General features: G+C 30.7%; 10 protein-coding genes and 2 pseudogenes. 3 read left to right on the top strand and 9 right to left on the bottom strand.

From position 1 onward, the window contains the following. Window positions 1-220: 220 nt before the first annotated feature. Window positions 221-1,120 (bottom strand): ABC transporter ATP-binding protein, encoded by a 900-nt coding sequence (locus ATHE_RS04525; RefSeq protein WP_256861303.1) that lies wholly within the window; start codon window positions 1,118-1,120, stop codon window positions 221-223. Window positions 1,121-1,200: 80 nt separating this feature from the next. Next, window positions 1,201-1,626, bottom strand: a complete 426-nt coding sequence (locus ATHE_RS04520) for a hypothetical protein (RefSeq protein WP_015907431.1) — start codon at window positions 1,624-1,626, stop codon at window positions 1,201-1,203. 177 nt (window positions 1,627-1,803) lie between these two features. Here ATHE_RS04520 and ATHE_RS14260 point away from each other — a divergent pair. Beyond that, window positions 1,804-3,238, top strand: a pseudogene (locus ATHE_RS14260) (transposase). A gap of 669 nt (window positions 3,239-3,907) precedes the next feature. Here the strand turns inward: ATHE_RS14260 and ATHE_RS04510 are convergent. The 6 genes and pseudogenes from ATHE_RS04510 to ATHE_RS04485 form a co-directional block, all read right to left on the bottom strand. After that, window positions 3,908-5,120: pseudogene (locus tag ATHE_RS04510) on the bottom strand (MMPL family transporter); the annotation flags it as partial. A 273-nt stretch (window positions 5,121-5,393) separates the two neighbouring features. Continuing rightward, on the bottom strand, window positions 5,394-7,010 hold the full coding sequence (locus ATHE_RS04505; protein WP_015907430.1) for a nucleotidyltransferase family protein: 1,617 nt from the start codon (window positions 7,008-7,010) through the stop codon (window positions 5,394-5,396). 29 nt (window positions 7,011-7,039) lie between these two features. After that, on the bottom strand, window positions 7,040-8,644 hold the full coding sequence (locus tag ATHE_RS04500) for an ATP-binding cassette domain-containing protein (protein ID WP_014042880.1): 1,605 nt from the start codon (window positions 8,642-8,644) through the stop codon (window positions 7,040-7,042). A gap of 17 nt (window positions 8,645-8,661) precedes the next feature. Continuing rightward, window positions 8,662-10,269: an ATP-binding cassette domain-containing protein gene (locus tag ATHE_RS04495; protein WP_015907429.1), complete on the bottom strand. Its 1,608-nt coding sequence runs from the start codon at window positions 10,267-10,269 to the stop codon at window positions 8,662-8,664. Window positions 10,270-10,313: 44 nt separating this feature from the next. Next, entirely contained in the window at window positions 10,314-10,505 is a 192-nt protein-coding gene (locus ATHE_RS04490; protein WP_041727102.1) for a hypothetical protein, read from the bottom strand. Next, window positions 10,502-10,810 carry a hypothetical protein gene (locus tag ATHE_RS04485; protein WP_232422004.1) on the bottom strand — a complete coding sequence of 103 codons (309 nt, stop codon included), beginning with the start codon at window positions 10,808-10,810 and terminating at the stop codon, window positions 10,502-10,504. The genes ATHE_RS04490 and ATHE_RS04485 overlap by 4 nt, the downstream gene beginning before the upstream one ends. A gap of 566 nt (window positions 10,811-11,376) precedes the next feature. Between ATHE_RS04485 and ATHE_RS04480 the strand changes: the two genes are divergently transcribed. Then, complete coding sequence (locus ATHE_RS04480) at window positions 11,377-12,816, top strand: ISLre2-like element ISCbe4 family transposase (protein WP_015906731.1); 1,440 nt, start codon at window positions 11,377-11,379, stop codon at window positions 12,814-12,816. A gap of 116 nt (window positions 12,817-12,932) precedes the next feature. Continuing rightward, window positions 12,933-14,162, top strand: coding sequence for an IS256 family transposase (locus tag ATHE_RS04475; RefSeq protein WP_015907427.1), 1,230 nt, complete (start codon window positions 12,933-12,935; stop codon window positions 14,160-14,162). A gap of 418 nt (window positions 14,163-14,580) precedes the next feature. Here the strand turns inward: ATHE_RS04475 and ATHE_RS04470 are convergent, their stop codons facing one another. Further along, a complete protein-coding gene (locus ATHE_RS04470; protein WP_015907426.1) occupies window positions 14,581-17,661 on the bottom strand; it encodes an MMPL family transporter in 3,081 nt (1,026 codons plus the stop codon). Between the last annotated feature and the right edge of the window lie 17 nt (window positions 17,662-17,678).

The following is a 17,678-nucleotide window of genomic DNA, read 5'->3' as shown; positions in this document are numbered from 1 at the left end:
TGTCTTCTCTTCCTATAATTTTACCTCAAGGAGGATGGCTTTTTATATATCTATTTATTATCTTTTATGTTAATCTCTTTTATTCAACAACCTAAAAAAACCTATTAACTAAAGCTACCACAAAAATTAAAATATAAATAATCATTGAAATTAAAAATAATTTGGATTTTAAAACTTTCTTTAATTCACCTGCAAGAATATTATAAATCATTTTCAACACCTACTCCTTTGTCACTGCCTTAAATACACTTTTTATTGTTTCCCTATATGTTTCAAACCTCTGTAACTTAATACCATTTACTACTATTTGTTCAAGTAAATTTATTTTTTCATTTTCTTCAACTATAAATTCAGTATTAGCAACTCTCGTGTAATTCAACTTTAATAAATCTACAAGTTTAGTAAATTTTTCTGTATCTTTGTTGCTAACTTTTACAAATTTTTTATTTTTAATTTCTAAATCACAAACATCGCTTTTTTTCTTTATTTCTCCTTTGTGAATTATGATAAACTCATCTATTACATTTTCAAGCTCCTCGAAAGCGTGTGTTGAAATAATTATAGTCTTATCTTTTTTTTCTTTCACTTCTTTAATCTTTTCTTTAAACCAAAACACACCTTCAATATCAAGTCCATTAGTTGGTTCGTCTAAAATAAACAATTTTTTATCACCAATGCAAAATGCAAAAGCAAGTTGAAGTCTCCTCTTCATCCCAAGCGAAAAATCTTTAACTTTTTTCGATGCTACTTCTTTCAAGTTAACAGACTCAAGAATTTTAAAAATTTCTTCCTTTCGTAATTTTACTCCCTGCATTTTAGCTATTATGTCAATATTATCATACGCATTTAAGTCAAAATATCCTGCTAAATTTTCGGAAAGATAACTAACTTCTTTTAAGCCACCATCGCGTGGATTTTTACCAAAAACAGAAACACTTCCTTGTGTAGGAAGCAAAAGTCCCAATATAATTTTTAACAATGTGGATTTTCCTGCACCATTTTTGCCAAACAAACCATAGACTTTACCTTCTTCAAACACAATATTTATTCCTTTTAAAACTTCCTTGTTGCCAAAGCACTTGAAGATATTATTAACACATACTGTTGTCAATTTTTTCACTCCTTTAAACGCTTAATATTCCATAAAGTGTTATCAATGGGGCAATTTCTTAACGAAATTGCCCCGTACTTCTTAAATACTTAAGGCAATGCTGTAGCCTGAACAAACACATCTCGTGTTTGTATTGGTAAACCCAAAAATAAATATTGTGTTTGAACACCAACACCTAAGGTAAATCTAGCATATGCCTCACAAATACCTTTAGTGGAGGTTTGATAAATCCATGACGAGCTAGCATTACTATATTGCCAAAGCGATAAAGTGTTTATCCATGGGAGACTATAAGTAGTAGAATAATTTACAATTTTAGAACCATCTGAAGAATAATGTCCCTTTACACCCAGTCCAAATATAGGAACACCACACCACGAATAATATTGTACCGAATTTTGCGCTGTTTTTAAAGTTGTTCCACCCAACGTAGCAGTAATATTATTTAATGTAAAAAAGATAAAAACAAATACAAAAACCGCAATAAATTTTAGTAACTTTTGCTTTTTGAACATCTTACTTCTTACCCTCCCTACTTTTTATTTTTGCATTTAGCCTTTTGCAAAAACGCTCAAGATGAGCGTTATCAAGCTTTACATAGAATCAAAAAAGTCTGGTCACCTTCCTCATAATTGTAGGTAGTAAAATATGATTATATAAAACAAATCTTCTACTATGAGGAGGGTTCCAAAATCTTCAAAACCAAACCTAAACAACTTTCATTTTTAGACTTATTTTCCCACCTAAAGGTTTTGGCTCTCTACAAGCCTTGATACCCTCTCGGGCTTGTTCAATAGATTTATCGACTTGTCACATTATATACCTTCTTCTTTCTACAATGCTTACTATAAACATTTTGCAAGCATAGATACTTCTCCTTAGAATCTATGCTTCTGTGCTTCCTTGTCCAAAAATTACTCAAACTAAATACCCTTACACAGCTTCGCGCTGTTCTTCTTAACTCTTATGAACTTCGTTCTTTCTGTAACCTAAATGGAAATGTTCCCTCTATTTCCACTTTCTCTCGCTTCAGAAAACTATTTAACAGTGAAATCCATAAACTCTTTCAAAATATCTCTATCCACGCAACAATATTTCTCTCCAACAATGCCCTCAAGCTTCTTCAATCTTAATCTTTGATACACAACAGGTATTGTCCCTCAGGTCCGTGAAAATAACCCTAAGTTCATTCATCTACTGCTGAAAAATACATCAAAAGCTAATCCTGAGCTGTCTTCCGATAAAATCTACTTCTGCTGTTTATTCTTCTTTGCCTAAAAGTGCTAACGCTAATCCTAACATCCGCCTTATGTTCACAAATGGCCATTTCTGCTGGGCTTTGAAATTTGCTGTCATCATAAGCGCTCTCGGTATTCCTTTAGCATTAGTCCCTCTGTTTAACTCTGATTCTACTTCTTCTGACCCACATCAAGAAAAAGCTATCTCCGACTTCTGCCGCTTTAATTCCTTCGCTCGAAACTTTATTCTCTTATATCCCCAAAAATTTCTCCACTTTCATCGCTGACAGTGCTTTGGATTCCCACAACATATACTCCACTTTAAAAAATACTTTTAACTTCTTCAAAATCGTTATTCTTCTTAATACAAGAGCTTCTAAAAATAATACTACACCTACATCAAGCCCTAATATTGTTATTTCTGAAGATGGTGCTTCTTCTTGTAAAAAGTTCAATCTACCTTTTAAACCCAAAGGCAAATGTCAGGGTAAAAATCGCTCTTTGCGCCTTAAATGGACTTGCCCTATGTCACAATACAAAGATGGCAAACGTGTCTGCTCTTGCCCTCAACCTTGTACTACCTCTAAATCGGGGGCAATAGTTTATATATCCTGACGATTTTCGCTCTTTCCCAAGTCTGAGCAGAAATTCTCAAGAGTTTTTTGACCTCTACAAAAAACGTGTTGCTGTAGAGCAGACTATTTTCCACCTGAAATCCTACATGGGCTCTGATACTATTCTGTCCTTATGACCATATTTCTATTTTCTCTGATTTCTTGCTATCTGCCATTACTTTTTCTCTTTTATTTATCCTCGCTCACAACATTAAGCTTTATTGTTCTAAATTGACTATAAAAAACTGAACAAACTTAAAAAGCTTATAGCTTAAACTCACAATTTTTATCGAATTATTAACTTTTGAAAAATTTACGATTTTGTTTTTTCTTAACCTTCTAAAACCAAGAAGCTTAGAAGGCTTAGGATATTATTGTCTTTTTAAAAGTTGTTAATTTTCGTCATATGTTTGTTGCTGATTAATCTTGTTTGTATTGATAATGTTTGGTTATCATTTTGCTTTTCTTTTTGTATCTTGATTGTATTTCATGTTAGTATTGGCATCTCTTACCTTCAATCACCACCCATTTTGCAAACGCCTATTTTATTTTTTGCATCCCTTCATGAGCGCTCATGAAAAGGTAGATGCCTCTGTAAATCAAAATTTTTTATGCAATGTAAGTAAGTTACAATATCTTTTGCATTCCCTGGTATACTAACCTATTTGCATATAAATTATCTCATTCGCAAGAGACAATATGCAAATTGCTATATTTATTAATATTCTCCTTGGCATTTTCACCTCAATTTTACTTTATTAATTTTCATCCTGTCAAACTCGTTTTTTTTTTTTTTTTTTAGTTAATTTTAAGCAATTTTCAGCTATCAGCTCTCTCTTTCTTCAAATATCTCTAAATTTCTTAAATTTTCTTATGTCTTTTCACAAACAAAAAGCTGCCCCCCTTCTCTTGGAAGCAGCTTTCAAATTTTTTCGAATTTCCTTTTATATTATATCCCTTTTTATTCTCATCAAAGTATTGTACAAAAATGGAAGCAGGAAAAATGCAAGCAGAACAAGGCCTATCACAACACAGATGGAAACCTGCATTAATGTCAAAATCCCTGATGGCAGCATTGCCGCAAATGTGCCAGCTAAAATTATCACCGCTGATGTTACAACATGACCAATGTTTGCTGAGGTAAACTTAAGTGCTTCTGAAAGTTCTAAATTTCTATATTCGTAAAACCTTATCAGTAAAAATACACTGTAGTCTATACCCAGAGCTAATAACACAACAAAGGTGAAAAATGGCACTGCCCAGTTGAGTGCTTCGTACTTGAATATTCCTTTGAAAATCATCTCTGTTATAGAGAGTGCAAGGTAGCAGTCGACAAAAACTATTATTACCATTATTGCAGCATTAAAGATTGACCTTGAAATTAGGAACATGAGAATAAAGATGCTTATTATCATTATAAGTCTCAAAGTCTTGAAATCCTTAAAATAAATGCTTCTCAAATCGTGGTTTGAAGATGATATCCCACCAACTCCTACCGACACAAACTTTGTGTTTATAAACTCTAAAGAGTTATTTAAAACCTTTTCCACATTGTCAACTATGTCAATTGCCTTGTTTGTATATGGATTTGTGTCAAGAATCAAGATTATCTTTGTTATTGTTCTATCTTTGTTCATATATGAATCTAAAGCCTTTTTGAAGCTACTGCTTTTTATAGCCTCTGGTGGGACGTAAAAGATGTTTGTTGTTTTGTATCCTTCAAAATAACCCTTTATACTCTGCATAGAATTTGCCATCTTGTTAAGTGCATCAGAAATCTGCAAAAGCGCTGATTTTAAACTTGTAAACCATGTCTGAAGTTCATCCACTTTTTTTAGAATCTGTTCTTTTTGTTTGTCAAACTCCTGAATTTTTGAATACATAAGATTTACACCTGAGATTATTTCCTTTTGCCCCTTGTCAATTTTGTTATAACCACTTACAACTTTTCCTTGAGCATCTGCAAGATGTTTGGTAGCTACAGCAATACTGTCAATCGAATTTGAGATAAAGTTTTAAAGAATTATCTGCCTCTGAAATTTGTAATGAAATCCTTTCACATTCAGATGAAAATTCTTTTAGCTTAAGGGCAAGTTTGCTGCTTTCACTTTCAATCTTCGATAGAATCTCTGCAGCCATAATATAATTGATACACTTTTCGCTTGCAAAATTTACATAAATTTATGGATGCTTTCAACTTTCTTTTGTTTTTAAATAAAACTACTTTCTTTGCTGAAAATGCACATTTTATATTACCGGTAATTGCTTTGTTATTATCTATTTTACCCAACATTGAACCAACAATAAATATACCCTTGCGCAAAAAAATAAATCTAACTTCTATAAAAATTGAGTCTACTATTGATATTTCGTCATCGTTCTATCAATCTAATTCATCGCTCTAATTCATAGATATAACAAAACAAATCTTTATTTAACTAATATTACTTCTGCCATTGTTGTAGGATCATTTATTGCTAAAAACCAACAACCCAAATAATTTATTTTATCAATATTTTTATCTACTTTTCCATTAACTTGAATATCAAATAAAAATCTATTGCCCTGTTTTTGATTAATCAATATAACATTCCAAGGAATTTTTAGCTGAAGTAAAAAGCTATCATCGTTTTTTGTTATTTGTACTTTATCAAGTATATTTTCTAATATCTTATCTTGATTAACATTATACTCACCTTCAATTATTCTTTTCTCCCCACTAACATCTTTGATTTTAATATCTATCATCTTTAATATTTGATAATTGTAAAAACTTAAAATAATTTCCATATCTTTTTTATACCAATGCTCTAATTCTGATGATGGTAATTTTATTACAATAATGAAAAAACTATAGTCCCAGCTAACTCCAATAGAAATATTTTCTCCATTTAAAATTATTTCATTCCTTTCATATGTTTCTGTATTCAACAAACAACATTTCAAATTATAAAATAATATATTTTCGCAAGATTTTCTAATTTTATATGGGCAAATAAGAAATATACCTTCTCTCAATTTAAAAATAGCTGTTTTTATTATGTCTGCTTTGTTACTAAAAATAAGCTTTGAAGCATTATATTTCAATAACTCTTTAATAACTTTTTTTCTAAAACCTTCTTTTACATTATGAAGAGAGTTATGATAGACATTTTGGAGTTCAACTATATATTTTTGATACATTCCTTTAGGAAATATTTCTGAAATTAACTTTAATGCAAATAGAACTTCACCTACTATATTTAGTTTTTCGGCATTTTTTAATATCTCCTCCCAAACAATCTTATTTCTATACTTATTCTCAAAAAGTAAAATATCTATAAGTAGTAATAATCTTAAGTATGGCTCCTTCCCTTCTGTTAACATAGAATAATAATCCAAGATAAAATCCTTTGAAAAATGATATAATAAATATAAAAAATTATTGTTAACATCTAACCGATAGAAAATTTTCCCTTTAACTTTATATTGTTCTGCTTTATTTATCAATTGTTTTATAAATTCATTTTCATCATCCCAGTTACATGTAAATTTTAAATGAACTTCAATCGGAACATTAACTAGCATATTCCCAATAATTAACTGTTTGTTCATAGAAGGTAAATGATTATGTCCTCGTAGTTTTAAATCATAAACGTTAATTAAATTATCACTTACATGTAATCCTTTTTCATCTTTATATCCTAACTTACCTAAATGGTCTAATAATACTGGTAAATCGTCACAAGTAACTAAAATATCTATATCACTTGTTTTTCTAATTTCTGGGTATTTATATAAATCATAGCTTAGTAAAATACCTTTCAAAAACAAAACTTTTATCTTCGAACAAATTTCATTTATATTTAACATCTCGTTAAATATAATATCATTGATAAATTTTTGAAATTTTATTTTTGCGGTTGTTCTATTTAAGACTTCGTCATCTATATTATATTTTGAAAATAATACTCTATCTAGTTCGTAACTTTCAGCAAATTTATATAGAAGACTCTCATCTTTTATATAATTTATCAAGTGATTATATAAAACCTCACATACTTTCATTATATACCATTCTCCTCCTAAAATAAAATTTAATTGAAATCAATTTGATAAATTTTATTAAAATATCTCAATAAGTTCCTTTCATGAGTAACCATAATAATAGTAGTGTTTGGATCTTCTAGCAGACTGGAAATAACTTTTTTCCCCTCTTCATCTAAATTTGCAGTTACTTCGTCAAACAAATAAAATTGCCTCCCTTTGAGCATTGCTCTTCCAAGAGAAATTCGTTGTTTTTGCCCACCTGATAAATAAATTCCATTATCACCCGCACGTTTGTCTTTTATTTCTTCCAACATTAGTTTTTTCATAACGCTCTCTAAAGTATTTATTTCTTTGTTGAATTTCACCATCTTGATATTATCTTCCACTGAAAAGTTAAATATAAATGGCTGTTGAGAACAATACCCAATTCTTTCTCTTAAACTCTCTAAATTTATTTCCTTGAGTTCAATCCCATTAATGTAAATTTCACCTTCATAGTCCTCATAGAAACCTAAAAGAATTTTTAAAAAAGTAGTCTTTCCAGACCCATTTTCACCTATTATTGCTACTTTATCTCCTTTTTTTATGTCAAGAGAAATATTCTTGAAAATATAATCTTTATCAAACCTATATCCTATATTTTTTATCTCTACAATTTCTATGTCCTTTGTTAGTACTTTTCCTCCATATCTTTCTGGAGAGTTTATTAAATCTAATATCCTCTTTGAGAATATTTTAAGTTTATAAAACTGGTTAATCGTATTAATGATGTAATTTATCATTCCCTTTATCAAAATTGAATATCCAGTTATTTTTATAAAATCTCCCAAGGAAATTTTATTTCTTAACATAAAATAACTGCCCAAAATATACATAAATAGCATTGAAATCTGAGAGAAAGTATCATCCATTGTCTTTAAAATAACTGAAGTTTTGATCTTCTCTTTTACATACTTTTCAATAAAGTCTTGGTAGCACTTTTTTATCATTTCCTTTATTTCCTTTTCTAATGAATGAACTTTAATATACAAAAAACTTTGAACAACTTGATTTTCTAATTCTCTTAATTCATCTTTCCTCTCCTGACCATATTTTGTAATTCTCTGGTTTTGTTTTTTTGTGATTAGAGGAATTATTATAGGAAGTAAAACTAATATAAAAGATAATATTGAATAAAAAATTTCTATTTTTATCATTACATATAGTACGTAAAGTATGAATATACAAGAAAACAAAATTTCAACAACATCCAAAATTGCAAATCTAAATAATCTTATATCATCATTAAATCTTGTCAGCACTTCACCAACTGTCAATTTATTTAATTTCAAAAGCTTTTGACACAAAAATTTTTTGTAGATATTAGTATCGTGTAGGACTACTACCTTCCCAAATAATAAAGCTCTATATATAGAAGATATGCACGGCAAAACAAAAATAACAATACACAGAATAAATAGAAGATTAATTATGTTGTTTTTCAATAAATAAAAATCTCTTTTTAATGCTGCATCCATATAAACTCCTAATTTTGATACCAAATATATGTCTACAATATTTTGTAGAGAAAAAATAATTATATCACACAACAATACATACCAATATTTAACCAAAAAATCCTTAACTAATCTATTTTTTTCTTTAATCACCATAAAAAACTACCTCGCTGTTAATAAATTTCAGCAATTTCGTTTACTGATTGGTTTTCGATTCTCCAAATTTTATTTACACAACTTGCCAATTCAATATTATGTGAAACAATTATTATTGTTTTTTCACTTTTACAAAGAATATCTTTCAAAATTTCTATACTTTTAGTATCAAGATAATTAGTCGGTTCATCAATTATTAAGATTGAAGACTTTTTCAACAACCCTCTTATTATTGATATTTTCTGTTTTTGCCCATCTGAAAGTTGATTAATTTTTTTTGATAAAATATCATCCAAACCAAACAAGTGCAGTAAACTTCTTTTTCTATCTTCCAAATTGTCTTGAATCATCATATTAAGGTTATTATCTATATCCTGTGTAAAGAAAGTAAAATTTTGAGGAATAAATGAAATGTGTTTGCTGAAACTCTTAAAATCTACTTTTGAAAGTGGTACACCATTAATAAGAATATCACCTTTAAAAGATTCATAAAGTCCCATTATAAGCTTCAAAAGAGTAGTTTTTCCACTTCCATTAGAACCCATAATCAATATTTTATCTCCTTTGTTGATACGAAAATTTAATTTGTTGAAGATACTCTTAGAATTTTCATAGGAAAACGAAACATTTTTAAACACAATATTTTCAATTTCATTTATTTGTATCATATTCCCATATTGATCTTCTATATCAAAATTTAGTATTTCACTAATTCTTTCAAAAGAACTTTTTTCAACCCTCAAATTTTGAAAACCTTTTGCTGCTACTTTAAAATTATCAATTACAATAGGAAAAAGTGATATGAACACTACAACCAAATCAGGAGTTATTAATTTTTTATATAAAAATAAACCTAACATGATATATGTACTAAATTTTGCTATATTGTTGCATAAGTTGTAAAGTATATCTTCAATTGTTCCTACTTTTTCCATTTCATTTGCACATTTTTTGCTGACTTCTTCCAAGGAAAGAAATCTTAAAGAGGCCCATTCATAAAGATTATATGCTTTTATTACTTCAATTCCTTCAAAAGACTGTTTAATAAAACCTGTTAACTCATCATCTGCACGATGACTTTCCTCAACTATTTTATTCATATATTTTATTGTAAAAAACAGTGGAAATATAGGTAAAATCCAAAGACCAAAAAAAATAACTGAAAGAGAAAAATTTTTTAGACCCAAAAAAATAAAATAACCTGCTAAACATATTAAGGCTGAAAAAACTGAAGAATAATGAACATAAAAACACTTTACTATATCATTAAAGTCCTGCTCTAATCTATTTAAAATCTCACCTTGTCCATATTTTTCTATTAATGAATATTTGTTATTCAAAAACAACATAAATAACTTTTTCTTTAGTTCAATAATTCTATTCTCTTTAAAAAATTCAATTAACAATGAAAAAAATAATTTGCCAGAAATAATAATAAGATAAATTAAAAGAAAGGTAACTACATTACATATAAAAACCTCCATATCTTTTTGGATAGCTAATGAAAATAATTTAGCAAAGGTATTAGAAATATATATGTTTATGATACCCTCAATTAAATTTATAAAAACAATGAAAATAGTAGGTAATAACAATACTATTCTTACATAGTATTTAAAATTCATCCTTTTGCACCCTTTCCCAATAAATATAAGCTTATTCAATAATTCTACTCTGTATTGTTATATAAATTATCTAATAACCAATTACATGTTACTTTTGAATCAATCACCTTTTCTTCTAAATTCCAATCTGGCAAAAGTAATCTGTAATAGGTACATTTATTAGAAAGCTTCTCAAATAACTCAAGTGGAATGTACAAATCAACAATTCGTTTGTTAGGATTAATTTTATTCTTCAAAAAAAATATAACGCTTCTTTCCTATTTAATCTTTTTATTTTCGGTTCACTTATTGGCACTTTTTCTACAAATATAACATAATCAATCTTTGAAAAAGCAATAAATTTATCTCCCAAAACCTCTCTTGCTTTATAATATGTTTGACAATTATCACAATATAATGGTTTATGATTATTCGTTAACAAAGACCAATAATTATACAATAACTTATTATTTCTATCAACCCTCAATCCTATGCTTTCATCAATACAATATCCAGTTATATCATTTGATATTATTAAGCAAATAAGATCATTTGATAACAATTTGCCTCCCTCTCTCAATATACCTTTGATTTTCTCAAAATATCTCACGATTTCTTTAAATTTCGTTATCGAAACAAACAATTTTGCTCTTGATATTGTTATTATTGCTTTATTCTACCATGTTCAACTTAGAATTGGCCTCCATCTTGTATTTATCTTGTTATTCTACCATATTACGGCGGGTATTTATCCACAATAACCATGGCGTTTACCCTCTCATGTCTCTCAGGGTCTTTTCTCCCTTGCCCTCAATTCCTTCGTCCCATCTACCATGGCGTGGACTTAAGTTTCAGCTCGTATGCAGGGGCTTCGCCCGTATTGGGATGTACTCTGACCACCCGCTCACACTTTTCAATCTACCTTCTATAAAAAATCATCTAATCCCTTCTCCTTCACTTCTTACCCTCAACACATTTTTTAAGATTTGAACCTTAGTGTAAAATATTTATAGGACATTGGATGGAAAAAAGCTCCCTCCTCTTGGTAGAAGAGAAAAAATGAAGTAGAATATAATGATGAAAAAATAAAAAAAGAAAAAGGAAAAACAAACCAAAGGAGGGAGCAAAATGACTGAAAATATTGTATCAAAAATAGAAGAACTTTTAAAGACTTTTGAGGAAGGATTAGAGAAGATAGTGAAAAGGGAGAAGGATTTAGCGGAATATTCAATTGAACTTAAGAAGCAGTTAGACCTGATAGGCAAGGAGATGATAAAGGAAGCATGTGAACTTATAGATGAATCATTGAAAGAAAACGAAGAGAGGAAGAAGAGGTATGAAGTTGTGAGGAGAGACAAGAGGGGTTTAAAGACAATATTTGGTGATATTGAATATGAGAGAACATATTACAAAGATAAGGAAGGCAAAGGATATGTTTATTTAGTTGATATAGTTTTAGGGATAGAGAGATATCAAAGGATAGACAATGCGGTAAAGGGAGCGATAATAGAGAGAGTAGTAGACATGTCATATGAGAAGGCAGCAAAGGAAGTATTAGGGGAGGATAGGATTAGTAGACAAAGTGTAATGAATATTTTGAAAGGGATAGATAGTAAAGAATTAGATGAAATCCAGCATAGCAAGAGTGTAAAAGGAGAGAAGAAAGTTGTAAAAGAGCTTTATATCGAGGCGGATGAAGACCATATTTCATTACAGAATGGGAAGAAAGAGATAGCGAAGCTTGCTTACATAAATACGGGATATAAGGAAGAGAAGGGCGTTGTTATTAGGAAGGAATTAAAGGATTTGCATTATTTTAGCAGTGTAAAAGAGGATGCAGATGATTTTTGGGCAAAAGTGGGTAAGTATATTGAAGAGAATTTTGAAGTTGAGAAGATAGAAAACATATATCTTTTAGGAGATGGAGCTAATTGGATAAAGAAGGGATTAGAGTGGATAGATGGAGCGGAATTTGTATTAGATAAGTTTCACTTAACGAAGGAGATAATGAAAATAGCAGGAGGGGATAGAAAATTATTTAATGAGATTTTGAAAGCATTAAGAGAGAAGGATAGAGAGGGATTTGAGGCATTAGTAAAAGAAAAGATGGAGGAGGTAAAAGAAGATGAGTTAGCTAAGAGGAGGATAAAGAAGGGAAGGAGATACATACTTTCGCACTGGGATAATATAGTATTAGAAGCAGCGAATGTTAATATAAAGGGATGTAGTGCAGAAGGGCATGTAAGTCATGTATTAGCAGAGAGGATGAGTTCAAGACCAAGAGGATGGAGCGAAGATATAGCGGAGACCATGGTAAAGTTATTGAGTTTAAAATATAATGGTTTTGAACTTATGAATGTATATTTAGAGAAGATAAAAGCCAAGAAGTCAGAAAGGCAAGAAGTTAAAGAAATAGCAAAAGGAATTATAAAGAACGGGAAAAGAGTACGAAAAGGTACGGAAAAGTGGAATAATATACCAGTTATAGCAAATGGTAAAGTTAACCAGTTACGAAGAGCATTAAAGTCTTTGATTAGTTGTAGCTTCTATAATGCAGGTATATTCTGATAAAAATTTTTTCCTACAAACTCTTGACACTATCGATTTGAACTCCGGGAGTTAAAATAAAATTGTGTCCACTGTATAATTAGTATTGAAATAATCATCAAAGGGGGTCACTGAGAATGAATAAAAACGAAATTCACGAAACTGCTAAAAACATGGCTGTAGAGCAAGTATTAAATATGTATTGCTCCAAAGATGATCCTAACCGCCCAGCTCTAAAACAACTCTTAGAAAACTTGCTCGATTGCTTTATGTTATCGGAAAGATCAGTGTACCTTGCTAAAAATGACAATGACAAAGGCAATGGTTTTTACGATAGAAAACTTGCAACACCTGTTGGCAGTCTTGAAATCTCTGTCCCTCGCACACGTACTGGTAATTTCCGACCTTCTATCCTCCCTGACCGCTACAAAAGAGTTGATAGTTCATACACTGACCTGCTTATGTCTTTAGTCGTCAATGGTTATTCCGAAAGTTCCCTTGTCCAGACTTTGAAAGCTTTGAATCTTCCATATTCCGAAAATGAAATACTAAAAATCAAAGAAGACCTTAAAAATGAGCTTCAGTTATTCAAACAAAGAGAACTACCAACAAGTGCTTTTGCTCTCATCATCGATGGTTATCATTGTGAAGTTAAGGATAATTCTAAGGTTAAACAAGCTACTTGTTATGTTGTCCTCGGTATCGACTTAGAAGGTAAAAAAGACATTTTCGGTGTCTACACTTTCTTCGGCAAAGAAAATAAGGCTGATTGGATGAAAGTATTTGAAGACTTAATTACAAGAGGGCTAAAAGAGATTCTAATTGTCATAAGTGATGACTTCCCAGGTATTATAGATGCTGTCAAACTTGCTTATCCTCTTGCTGACCATCAACTGTGTTTTGTCCACCTCCAACGTAATGTCAGAAAACATATGACAAAAGAGGATGCTTCAGCTTTTAACAAGAGCTTGGACAAAATCAAAACCTTTTCTCCTGATTTCGATGAAGCTGTATTGAAATTTAAAGAACTTTGTGATGAATACCTTGCAAAATATCCTCGATTTATTAAAGCAATATCAGAAAAAGCAGAGTTTTATCTTGCCCATATGAAATACCCCGAGGAATTAAGAAAGCATATCTATACCACAAACGCCGTTGAAAGTGTAAACAGCATGATTGAAAAGATTAGAGTAAATTCAGGTGGATACTTTCAGACTGCCAAAGTCTTAGAAATTAATATTTACTTACAGCGAGAGAACTTACGCCGTACAAAATGGAAAAATGGAGTTCCCAGTATTAGAAAATGCATCAATAACATAACCCAACTTTACAACTTGCGTTATAAATTGGAAACACAAAATTCTTGACAAGTCTCTCAAAGAGGGTACCTCCTTTGTTGTGTTTTGTCGTAAGTTGTACAACTTACATTCTGTATTTTACCAGGAGGTACCTTATCTTTTCAAATCTCATTTCTCGTCATTTTCACTCATTTTCGTTCATTACAGGAATGCTCGTTTAGTACCCATAAAAAGAGGTTAATGGCTTTGTAACCTTGCAGATTGCTATATTTACTAATATTCTCCTTGGAATTTTCACCTCAATTTTACTTTATTAATTTTCATCCTGTCAAACTCGTTTTTTTTAGTTAATTTTAAGCAATTTTTAGCTATCAGCTCTCTCTTTCTTCAAATATCTCTAAATTTCTTAAATTTTCTCATGTTTTTTCGCAAACAAAAAGCTGCCCCCTTCTCTGGAGGCAGCTTTCAAATTTTTTCGAAGTTCCTTTTATATTATATCCCTTTTTATTCTCATCAAAGTATTGTACAAAAATGGAAGCAGAAAAAATGCAAGCAGAACAAGGCCTATCACAACACAGATGGAAACCTGCATTAATGTCAAAATCCCAGATGGCAGCATTGCCGCAAATGTGCCGGCTAAAATTATCACCGCTGATGTTACAACATGCCCAATGTTTGCCGAGGTAAGTCTCAGTGCTTCTGAAAGTTCTAAATTTCTATATTCGTAAAACCTTATCAGTAAAAATACACTGTAGTCTATACCCAGAGCTAAGAACACAACAAAGGTGAAAAATGGCACTGCCCAGTTGAGTGCTTCGTACTTGAATATTCCTTTGAAAATCATCTCTGTTATAGAGAGTGCAAGGTAGTAGTCGGCAAAAACTATTATTACCATTATTGCAGCATTAAAGATTGACCTTGAAATTAGGAACATGAGAATAAAGATGCTTATTATCATTATAAGTCTCAAAGTCTTGAAATCCTTAAAATAAATGCTTCTCAAATCGTGGTTTGAAGATGATATCCCACCAACTCCTACCGACACAAACTTTGTGTTTATAAACTCTAAAGAGTTATTTAAAACCTTTTCCACATTGTCAACTATGTCAATTGCCTTGTTTGTATATGGATTTGTGTCAAGAATCAAGATTATCTTTGTTATTGTTCTATTTTTGTTCATATATGAATCTAAAGCCTTTTTGAAGCTACTGCTTTTTATAGCCTCTGGTGGGACGTAAAAGATGTTTGTTGTTTTGTATCCTTCAAAATAACTCTTCATATTCTGCATAGAATTTGCCATCTTGTTAAGTGCATCAGAAATCTGCAAAAGCGCTGATTTTAAACTTGTAAACCCTGTCTGAAGTTCATCCACTTTTTTTAGAATCTGTTCTTTTTGTTTGTCAAACTCCTGAAGTTTTGAATACATAAGGTTTACACCTGAGATTATTTGCTTTTGACCTTTGTCAATTTGATAGTAGCCACTTAGAACCTTCCCATGAGCATCAGCAAGCTGTTTTGAAGCTGAAGCTATGCTATCAATAGAATTTGAAATAAGCTTCTGAGCTTTGTCAGCTTCATTTATCTGGGCTGAAATCTTTTCATATTCAGAAGAAAACTCTTTTAACTTTGGAGCAAACTTATTTGCTTCAGTTTCAATTTTTGATAAAATCTCAGATGCCATAATATAATTGATATCCTTTGAGATTTCCGGATACTTATTTGAAAGTGCTTTTAAATTGTTATTAGCAGTATTAATACCTGTCAATAAAAGTTCAATTTGATTTACATCAAATCCCTGTAATTCCCTTTTTACCTTATTTATTGACCTTGTATACTCAGAATAGAATTCTTTAAAGCCTTCAGACAGCTTGCTGCTTCCAATTGAAAGCTTATTAAGACCATCATATATCTTCTTAGAACCATTTAACCCCTGTTCAAATCCACCATTTAGTTTTTCTAAAGAAATTTTCAATTCATATACACCATTCTCAAGCTGTGAAATGCCAGTTATAAGTTTTTGAACATCAAATTCTTTTGTTGACATATTTAAATTTTTGTTTATAGTCTCAATTGCATTGTTAACTTTCAAAAGACCATCTCTCAAACTATCAATACCTTTTATAACAGTATCTGCTTGGTTTGACAAAGTAAATTGTTTTATAATCTCCCCTTGAGGTCTTGTTACTGAATATACATCTTTTATACCTTTTTGCTTGCTCAATACCTCAGTTATTTTTTCAATGTCAGATAGTGCATCCGAAGTTGCTAAGCTCTTATTAGATTTTAAATAAATCGTAACAGGAAATGTCTTTCCACTACTAAAGTTTTTTGAAATTATGTTAAATCCTTTTACGGATTTGTACTTTTCAGAAAGCTCGTTTAGTGTGTTGAATGACAAATCGCCTCTGACTGATAAAAGAAAAGGTATTAAAATTAAAATAACTGTTGTCAAAACAACATAAGGATATTTAGTCGAAAGTCTCGCAGCAGCTTCCCAGAGTCTGCTATGGGTGTGCTGTATTTCTTTATTAAATGGCCAGAGAAGATTTTTACCAAAAATTTTGAGCACTGCTGGAACCAAGGTTAAAAGCACAAGTAAAAGTACAAGTACACTTACTGAAATTGCTGACATTGCTCTGAAAAAGTTAAAAGATGCTGCTGCAAAAGCTGCAAAACCTGTGAAAACTGCAAGACAGCTAAATACCACTGTCTTTCCTGCGGTTTTAAATGTGGTTATTATTGCATTGTCGACATCTTTTCCATTTGCAAGCTCTTCTCTAAATCTTGAAATAATCAATAGATTATAATCCGTTCCAATTCCAAACAAGGATACAACAATAAATGTTCTTGTGAAAGTATTGATTGGAAAATTAAACTTATCTGCTATGTGCCCAACTATGCTAAGTGAGATTAAAAACGAAACACCAACTGTTAAAAGTGAAACAATTGGAGTGACAGGTGAGCGGAAAACAAGGACCAACACAATGATTATAAATACAATTGTGATGACATCGGTCTTTTTAACACCATCTTCTGAAGCCTTTACAAAGTCTTGGGTAATTAAATCTCCACCTGTCAGATACACTTCTAAACTCTTTGGTTTTCTAACAGAATCTATAAACTTATAAATATCGTCTCTTATCTCAATAATTTCTCTCTTTGACTTGTCTGCCTGAATGCTTGCAAGGATAACCTTGTTGTTGCCTGATACGTAGTAGTTTTTTAGCTCAGGATTCTTGAAATGAGTTGAAATATTTTCAATGTTGTATTTTTCTCTGTTGCTGTTAAGTCCATAAATTATCCTTTTAATTGCCACAATGTCTTCATCTGAAAGACCGTTTTTGTCATAAAATACAATTGCTACTGTTGAAAGCTTTTTATCCTTTGGCACTCCCTGATATTCTTTTTCTAACGCTGCTGCAACTTGAAATGGGTATTCCTGACCAATTTTAGGTTCACCTTTGAGTCGCACTATTTTATTTATATCTGGCATAGTAACTACAAATATTACTGTTAAAATAGCCCATATAATAGTACTCAGCCACGGACGCTTTAAAATTACTCTCACACACCTCACCTCTTTTA

The organism is Caldicellulosiruptor bescii DSM 6725 (assembly GCF_000022325.1).
Taxonomy (GTDB): Bacteria; Bacillota; Thermoanaerobacteria; order Caldicellulosiruptorales; family Caldicellulosiruptoraceae; genus Caldicellulosiruptor; species Caldicellulosiruptor bescii.
The sequence above is the reverse complement of the archived record's forward strand: the minus strand, read 5'-3'. Positions and strand labels throughout refer to the sequence as shown.

Excerpts from the sequence above, each read along its gene's own strand:
- ATHE_RS04520 (WP_015907431.1), bottom strand. The coding sequence starts at position 1,626 with ATGTTCAAAAAGCAAAAGTTACTAAAATTTATTGCGGTTTTTGTATTT.
- ATHE_RS04505 (WP_015907430.1), bottom strand. The coding sequence starts at position 7,010 with ATGAAAGTATGTGAGGTTTTATATAATCACTTGATAAATTATATAAAA.
- ATHE_RS04500 (WP_014042880.1), bottom strand. The coding sequence starts at position 8,644 with ATGGTGATTAAAGAAAAAAATAGATTAGTTAAGGATTTTTTGGTTAAA.
- ATHE_RS04495 (WP_015907429.1), bottom strand. The coding sequence starts at position 10,269 with ATGAATTTTAAATACTATGTAAGAATAGTATTGTTATTACCTACTATT.
- ATHE_RS04480 (WP_015906731.1), top strand. The coding sequence starts at position 11,377 with ATGACTGAAAATATTGTATCAAAAATAGAAGAACTTTTAAAGACTTTT.
- ATHE_RS04475 (WP_015907427.1), top strand. The coding sequence starts at position 12,933 with ATGAATAAAAACGAAATTCACGAAACTGCTAAAAACATGGCTGTAGAG.